Raw genomic sequence first — 7,811 nt, forward strand, 5'->3', positions numbered from 1 at the left:
AACTTTATAAAGTAGGTATTTTCTCAAAACAATTACCTTACGCCTATAATTTATATAAATTAATATAGAAAATCAATAAACCGCTTGAAATATTAAATCCAAAGACGTTGCCTTCAGCCCCGAACCTCATAATTCCAATTCAAATCCGATTATAGGGTGCTCAAGCCCGAAGTTTGAGATAACTTCAGGATGGATCTCACCGAACACTCCTGCTTTTTCACCGTTGATCAGGACATCGGCACACCTTCCCTCAATGAATGCCGGATCGTGTGACCCTGTGACAGTGTATTCAATCCGTCTTTCCCTTAACACAGCGTCAATGATCGCCTGGATCTCAGTAAAGTTAGCCTGCGGGTGTATCGCAACGCAGCCAAGGCGCTGGTAAGTCTTGCAATCAAGAACAACTTCCCCGGCCTCAAAAATTCGCTGCGGCAGCTCGCGGTGCTTATTGATCGAAAGTATCTCAAGAAGGTTTGGCAATATCGTCGGGCGAACGATCGTATGGTCTTCGCTTATAGGATAAAGTATCTGCGTTATGCCCTTTGCTTTTTCCCTTCGCATCATGTCGAATTGCATTCTCTCGTTTGTGAGGGTAAAAGGCATTACCTGCAGGTAGCCAAGACCAGTCATTATTTCATTCAGTGTATCTCTTGACCTTGATATCGGGTGTGACCTGCCTGTCATGGAAGTTAATGGAAGCTCTGGTTTTATCTTATCAAAGCCATAGGCTATTGCGATATCTTCTATGAGATCACAGTTATGAAGTATATCAGAGCGGTAAGCCGGGACTGATACTTTAATAGAATTCCCGGAAAGTTGCGCCCCATATCTGATCTTTTTTAGACTGGTGATAATTTCTTCATTAGTAAGCTTGAAACCAAGAAGTTCCTCTACTTCCCCATTTTTGAGTTCCATTATTCCCGGGGATATATCCGGCGTCTCTATTTTCCCATCGATCAGGACTGATTCTATCATTCCGCCGCGTTCTGCAAGTGAAGCAACAACGATATTTAATGCAATTGATACGGCAGGATCAAGACCTGTGACCTCGATAAAGAGATCGGTCGTCCCCCGGGTGACTTTTGTAAGTTCTCCGTTTATTATTGGCGGGAATGAGAGAACATTATTGTTCGCATCAAGAATAAGCGGATATTTTTCGAATTTTTCAAGAAGATTTGCAAATTTGATGCCTTTGGGATGTTTCTCAAGGATATCGCGCATCGATAAGGCTTCAGTGAAGTCAAGAGGCGTGAATTTGAAATCCGGGTCCTGTGCGATGTACTTAAAAGGCGGTGTTAAATTTCCCATATCATGCACACCAATGGACACTTTTTTCCTGTTCCTGCCCACGGCCCAGTGCAATGATTCCTGAAGCGCCATAAGGGATTCTATACTTCGTGAATTGAACTGCATTCCTCTGACCACGGCGCAGGCAAGATACGGACGGATATTTTTAATCTCACTATCTCTTGTGATTATTATCCCGGAAGAACTTGTATTGAATTCCCGAAGACCCGTTTCAATATCCAGGAACCCTTTGATCGCCCTGGCTACGCCTTCAGTGCTGTAAAGATCAGGCCTGTTGGGGAAGAACTCGATATCAACATGGTCGTCCTCTATTCGTTCAATATCGCATCCCATCATAGGAATGCGTTTAATAACCGTATCTTTATCAAGGCCCGAGAGTTCTTCCAGGTCATCATAATATAATGTAATAACAGGCATTTTAATCAGGCGAATAACGATTATAAGATATATTAATGTTATTGACCGGCGATAAGTTTCAACTTAGAACCGCAGTACGGACACATCAACCAGCTTGGCTCAATGGTTTTCTTACAGAACCCGCAGATCTTTGCTACTTCAACTTTTTTGATCAACTGGTTACCGCAATATGAACAATTATTCCATTTAGGATCATAAGGATTCTGGCATTTTTCACAAATTTTGTAAGTAGATACCCATTTTTGACCTTTAAGTTCGACACCGCATTTTGTACAGAAACGACATGATACAACCACACGTTCACCACATGCAGCACACATGGGCACATCTTGCATAAGAGCAGGATTTAGCTTCTTTTTCAGGTTTTCAAGACAAACTGCAGCTTCACGTTTTACCATTTCTTCAGTGTCTTTTTCAGCCAGTTGTTCAATTATTCTTACAAGGCTTTTGCTGAATTCCGGCAATTCCATATCCATTTTAGCAAAATCCACTTTATCCTGGTTTATTGAAGAAGTAATGTATTTTAATGTCATGAATCGCGTGGCAACTATTTTACTCTCCAGCTTTTCAAGCATATGTCTTCTTTCTTCTTCAGATAATATCTTGCCCATTTTATTCGGTGATCTCCTCTATGGATATGGATAGTTGAATTGCGAATACGAAGAACAATATGAGAGTTACAGATAACAGGGCTTCAAATACGGGATAAAAACCTTCGAAAATTACAGTCCCGATAGAACCTACGGCCCTTGTAATACCCAATAAAATGAAAAGATTTATCATTATAATAAAATTTTTCCACATAGCATCCATAGTTTTCAAACCCTTCAATTCTCTTGAAATCCCCACAAGTAACTGAAATGATAAGACACTGCAGATTATAACTATCATTGATGCGACTGAATTCAGGACGATGAAGAAATCTGCGCTCATTATTCAATCTCCTCTTCATCCTTGCTAAAGACTGTCCATGGCTTTGTCCGCATTGCATTGATGATCTTTCGAAGCCCGAATAATAATATGATGAAAACAATGACTTCTAATAGGGGATCAAGAACTTTGACTATGTAGGAAAATAGTTCTAATCCTTCCTGGGATACTGCAGCATCGTTTATGGAGTTTTGGACTTTTATAACGTCCAGCAAAATACCGAACGCTCCGATAATATTCCAGAAAACGAATAATATCATTGAAATTGAGAGGTATTTCCAGCTATTGGAGCCTTTTTGAGACCTTGACCACAATCCAGCCGCAAGATAAGTTGCGCCGCATATTCCCAGGAGGAATGATATCAGACGGACAATTGTGCCGCTCATATCTATTCCATTTATGGTTCCTGCAATATTTGAATCAGACATGATTGAAGCAGGGAAAGATGCAAATTGAATTAATGAATTTTCCATAATATTTTTGATGACCTCAACCAATTTATTTTAAACTTATTCTTATTTTCAATTAATCAGGATATAAACCAATTTGTGAAGAACGTGTGAGGTTTCAGGGCATTTTAGCAGTAAAGGTTATTTTAAACCTCTTTATTATGATGTCATAACACTTTATAAATACTTTCACATTACCATTTAGTTTGATGTTCAAAAGGTGTGAACAATATGATAAAGAAAAATTCAATCCTTGAAATTAGTTGCGGAAATCATTCAAAGCTGTACGAAACAAAAGGCAAGGAATGGGATATGTTCGTGGGCATAGATATAAAAATGAGCCTGTGCAGGCAGGCAAAAAAGCAGGGCCTGGATGTAGTATGCTGCGATGCTTTCAACCTGCCCTTCAAGCCGAAATCATTCCAGGATGTATATATCCAGTGCTTCACTGCGCTTCTTGAAAAAGATGCCCTTTCTGATGCATTCCGGAAGAGCGATCACGACGAGTTCTGCGAATTCATGGGACACGAGATAGATTATGCCTGGCAGGTGGTCGACCCATTCTACGAATTGCTCCTTGAATGCAAGCAGGTGAGTGAACACATAATATGTCTCCCTTCATGCAATATTGAGATGAACAAGTACCTTGTGAATGCTGTTAAGAATCTTCCCGCTGTTACGATCGATGTCGATTACTCAAAAAACTGGGGCGGGAAAAAGAAAGCCTGTGTAATGTTCCTGGATATTGACTGTACAATATATGTTTAATTACAAACATTTTTAGCAATTAAGAATAATCTTAGGTGCCATGGTCAGAGTTCTGGCAACGGGTACATTCGATTTACTGCATCCAGGCCACCTGCTCTATCTTTCAAAAGCAAGAGCGCTGGGCGATGAGCTTTTTGTCATTGTGGCACGGGACTCGATGATAAAACACAAACCAAAACCCATAGTTCCTGAAAAACAGAGGTTGACTATGGTCCAGGCGCTACGCATGGTAGATGCGGCAATGCTGGGGAGCGAGACTGATATGTTTCTGCCCATCAGGGAAATAAAACCAGATATCATTGCTCTTGGTAAAAACCAGTTTTTCAATGAAAAAGAGCTTGAGGCAAAGTTAGTTGCCCGGGGGATAGAAGCAAAGGTGATGAGAGTTCAGGCTTTTGAGCAGGGCGAGCTTTGCAGCTCTGCGGCGATTATCAGAAAGGTACTTGAAAGGAACGGGAAGTCAAACTGATTTCATAAGATATAGAAATATATCCGCTGCATGCTTTATTCACGCCGGGAGTGTAATTACTTCTTGAAAATGAAATATTCAACTACTGCGTTTGACCCGATGCTGGCGCAACATATGTTCTTTGTCATTCATAGATTCTCCTTGCTACTAGGCTCCCGGGGCGCGGTACTGGACAGTCTCCGCCTTTCGAAGCGCCTCGATCGTCTCGTCGACTGTCAACAACACCGTAGTCTCGAACGAGCTCAGCGCACCGCCTCCGGTGATGGCGAGCGCGACGGCTGCCATCGAGATATTGTCCGGAGCCTCCCAAAGGTTGTAGCCGTCGTAGCTACCGAAGGCGTACCAGAACCCATGCAACTTCCCGCCGACCGATTCGATGTAGGTCCGCGCGGCCTCGCGGCGGTCCTCTGGATTAGCGATCAGCCTCGCCCAAGTCTCCGGGGTGTAACTGAATCTCGTTAGGTAGAGCGGCATCATTCCTCCTTCAGACTTGTGAACATCCGTGCAAGAAGGCCTTGTACGCGGCGCAGTCTAAGGGTACGCCCCTGCCACGTACAGACTTCTAACAGTTTTCCTTCTACTTGATAACCCATTTTAATTCACTCCTTTGTTAACTTCCCTAGCCCCCTCCTCCCGCTTTATTCTTTCCCACTTCATATTTATCCTCGTTTGGGAGAGATGCATTTTAAGATTCGATCATAGCGAGGTAGGCATAAATGTCTATTTACGTTTTGCTATAATATACTTATCTGCTAAAGAACCGCTTCCATCCTCTTCAGGGCTTCTTTTATTCGCTCCTGGGACGTTGCGTAAGAGATCCTGATAAAATCATTTCCCGCTTCACCGAAGGCTGAGCCCGGTGTGGTAGCAACAAATGCCTTGTTAAGCAAAAGTTCTGCAACTTTTTCTCCTGTCCCGTATTCGCTTACATCGGCAAAAGCATAAAAAGCGCCGTCGGGCCTGGCACATTTTACCCCGATCTTATTTAATCCCCTGACAAGCAGGTCCCTGCGTGCCCTGAACTCCCGGACCATTGCTGCAACCGGCGCCTGGTCACCCTGGAGAGCGGCAATACCTGCGTACTGGACAAACGAAGTTGCCTGGCTTACGGAATGAGAATGCAATTTAAGCATCGGTTCATAAACTTCCTTTGGCGCGCTCACATATCCGAGGCGCCATCCTGTCATTGCGTAGGCTTTTGAGAATCCGTTGACCGTTATTGTCAAATCCTGCATCCCATCCAGACTTGCGATGCTTATGTGCTCACTGTCATAGATGATCTTCTCATATATCTCATCCGACAGGACAAAAATATTTTTATCAATCGAAATATCTGCTATCTCTTTTAATGTTTCTTTGCTGTAAACACTGCCTGTCGGGTTGCATGGGCTGTTTATGACGATGAGTTTTGTTTTTTTCGTTATGTATTCACTGATATTCCCGGGTGAAAACCCATTATTTTGCGAAGTTGGAGCCCAGACAGTTCTTGCGCCTGCAAGCTGTATGCATGGATCATAGGAAACCCAGGCAGGGTCAAAAAGAATTGCTTCATCTCCTTCCCTGAGAACAGAGAGTATAACTTCAAAAATGGCTTGCTTTGCGCCAGGAGTGACAATGATATTACCCGGTTTTGTTTCAATTTTGTTCTCTTTTTTGAGCTTCTCAGCGATGGCTTTGCGCAATTCGGGTATCCCTGGCGATGGCGTATAATGTGTCTCACCGCGTTCAAGTGATGCCTTTGCAGCATCAATGATATGTGATGGTGTTGTAAAATCAGGTTCTCCAAGGCTGAAACTTATAATATCTTTACCCTGGCTTTTCAATTCATTTGCAAGATTTGATATCCGAAGCGTTGCCGACTCAGTAATGTTTTGAAGTCTTTTTGCCGTCATAAAGTGTGGCTCACGACTAATTTCTTAATATTTAAGGCATTCTGAAGAGTACGAAAATAAAAAAATCAAGCTTTACAAAATTCTTATTTGACAAATTCATCTTCAAGCTTGAGGGAATAGAAAAATATGGCTTCACCCTCAGGCACATCCTTCCAGAGGGCTTTATCCACGCAGTCCTTGCCAAGTTCCCTGACAAGACCATCGTAGGTGACCGCAGCTATTTTATCTATGTTAACCGCGATGTCCTCAATAAGTCCGTTATTTACATCTCGTACCCTGTAAATTCCTTTATTATAGAATTTGGGGGAGATCATTGTGCTTTTTCCTGTTTTTTTTGCCTCATTTATTTTATACTCGTCCAGATCAAGAGTATGCGCTACCCTTTCGATATCCAGCCTGAATGTTGTTACTGTATTCAAACCCATCACTTATAAAATATGTGCATACGTCTATTTATTTCTATTTGTCACGAAGTTGTACTTCTATTTCCATCAAATCCTCCGCGATCATGGAATTTCCAAAGACTTTTTTAGCCTCATGCAGCACTACATCCCTTTTTTCACTGTACCTTGAACTGATATGTGTGAGTACCAATTTCTTTACGTTTGCATTTTTTGCAACGAGGGCTGCTTCTTTTGAGGTTGAATGTTTTGTTTCAAGAGCCCAGTCTTTCAAATCCTCAGCAAGGGTGCTGTCATGTATCAACAGGTCAGCTCCAGCGCTTTCTTTTTCCAGGTTTTCGCATGGCCTTGTATCCCCGGAATACACGATCTTCCTTCCAGGACGGCTCTCACCTATCACCTGTGAGGGAAAGATTGTCTTTCCGTTTATTGTGACTGGTTCACCATTTTGCAGTTTTGAGAACAGGCGGCCTACTGGAATACCAAGTTCTATTGCTTTTTCCCGGTTAAATCTTCCCGCGCGTTTTTTCTCCTGAAGCACATAGCCCAGGCTTGGAATTCTATGGTCTGTTCCAACAGCTTTGATTGAATAATCTCCTTTATCAATAATATCTCCATCCTCCAGTTCGTGCGCATTTATTACAAAACCGAGCTTGTAATAGCCAAGCTGGATGAATAGATTTATAAATTGCTTTGTCCACACAGGGCCGTATATGTCAAGTGGCTCGGTTCTTCCATTAAAAGACATGGTCTGGATAAGGCCGGGAATACCGAGAAAATGGTCCGCATGAAAATGTGTGATAAAAATAGAGCCCAGCGTCATGCCGGTCTTTGCCCGCATCATCTGCTGCTGGGTTCCCTCGCCGCAGTCAAATAGCATCATATCACCTTCCCTGTTGACAAAAACGGAAGATGGGTTGCGGTCTGGCGTGGGAAGCGATCCGCCTGTGCCAAGAAAAGTTACACGAAACATGAAGTGCTTAATTATGCTGAAGATTTAAATAGGTGACTTTTAACCTTAACTTCGCAATTTTGTAGGGAATATATTCAACTTTCCAATAAGAACCTATCCGAAAAGTTGAAACCACAAAGAACACAGAGAGCGCAGAGATTTTTAAACATGTCTGTCGAGTAGAGCCCATAGCCCACCTTTTATTGAGGTAATAGCCCCAGGGTT

10 protein-coding genes are annotated in these 7,811 nt (G+C 42.5%); 2 read left to right on the forward strand and 8 right to left on the reverse strand.

What is annotated here, in order from left to right; genetic code table 11:
• Nucleotides 1–126: 126 nt before the first annotated feature.
• From pheT to CL181_RS12465, 4 genes are read right to left on the reverse strand one after another with little or no spacing between them, the layout of a single operon-like run.
• The gene (gene pheT / locus CL181_RS12450; protein ID WP_097299634.1) at nt 127–1,725 is read right to left on the reverse strand and encodes a phenylalanine--tRNA ligase subunit beta; all 1,599 of its coding nucleotides are present in this window, start codon (nt 1,723–1,725) and stop codon (nt 127–129) included.
• 38 nt (nt 1,726–1,763) lie between these two features.
• Complete coding sequence (locus tag CL181_RS12455) at nt 1,764–2,336, reverse strand: zinc ribbon domain-containing protein (protein ID WP_097299635.1); 573 nt, start codon at nt 2,334–2,336, stop codon at nt 1,764–1,766.
• Between the two features lies 1 nt (nt 2,337).
• Nucleotides 2,338–2,658, reverse strand: coding sequence for a hypothetical protein (locus CL181_RS12460; RefSeq protein ID WP_097299636.1), 321 nt, complete (start codon nt 2,656–2,658; stop codon nt 2,338–2,340).
• Nucleotides 2,658–3,128 carry a hypothetical protein gene (locus tag CL181_RS12465; protein ID WP_097299637.1) on the reverse strand — a complete coding sequence of 157 codons (471 nt, stop codon included), beginning with the start codon at nt 3,126–3,128 and terminating at the stop codon, nt 2,658–2,660. The genes CL181_RS12460 and CL181_RS12465 overlap by 1 nt, the downstream gene beginning before the upstream one ends.
• Nucleotides 3,129–3,335: 207 nt before the next feature.
• Here CL181_RS12465 and CL181_RS12470 point away from each other — a divergent pair, with 207 nt between their 5' ends.
• Both CL181_RS12470 and CL181_RS12475 read left to right on the forward strand, forming a co-directional pair.
• Nucleotides 3,336–3,872, forward strand: coding sequence for a class I SAM-dependent methyltransferase (locus tag CL181_RS12470; protein WP_097299638.1), 537 nt, complete (start codon nt 3,336–3,338; stop codon nt 3,870–3,872).
• 40 nt (nt 3,873–3,912) lie between these two features.
• Complete coding sequence (locus tag CL181_RS12475) at nt 3,913–4,341, forward strand: adenylyltransferase/cytidyltransferase family protein (RefSeq protein ID WP_097299639.1); 429 nt, start codon at nt 3,913–3,915, stop codon at nt 4,339–4,341.
• A 147-nt stretch (nt 4,342–4,488) separates the two neighbouring features.
• Here CL181_RS12475 and CL181_RS12480 read toward each other — a convergent pair whose 3' ends face one another.
• The 4 genes from CL181_RS12480 to rnz all read right to left on the reverse strand — a co-directional run bounded on the left by CL181_RS12480 (nt 4,489) and on the right by rnz (nt 7,607).
• Nucleotides 4,489–4,818 (reverse strand): GYD domain-containing protein, encoded by a 330-nt coding sequence (locus CL181_RS12480; RefSeq protein WP_217993169.1) that lies wholly within the window; start codon nt 4,816–4,818, stop codon nt 4,489–4,491.
• Nucleotides 4,819–5,093: 275 nt separating this feature from the next.
• Entirely contained in the window at nt 5,094–6,233 is a 1,140-nt protein-coding gene (locus tag CL181_RS12485) for a pyridoxal phosphate-dependent aminotransferase (RefSeq protein ID WP_097299641.1), read from the reverse strand.
• 83 nt (nt 6,234–6,316) lie between these two features.
• On the reverse strand, nt 6,317–6,658 hold the full coding sequence (locus CL181_RS12490) for a hypothetical protein (RefSeq protein WP_097299642.1): 342 nt from the start codon (nt 6,656–6,658) through the stop codon (nt 6,317–6,319).
• Between the two features lie 34 nt (nt 6,659–6,692).
• The gene (gene rnz / locus CL181_RS12495) at nt 6,693–7,607 is read right to left on the reverse strand and encodes a ribonuclease Z (protein WP_097299643.1); all 915 of its coding nucleotides are present in this window, start codon (nt 7,605–7,607) and stop codon (nt 6,693–6,695) included.
• Between the last annotated feature and the right edge of the window lie 204 nt (nt 7,608–7,811).

Source organism: Candidatus Methanoperedens sp. BLZ2, assembly GCF_002487355.1.
Taxonomy (GTDB): Archaea; Halobacteriota; Methanosarcinia; order Methanosarcinales; family Methanoperedenaceae; genus Methanoperedens.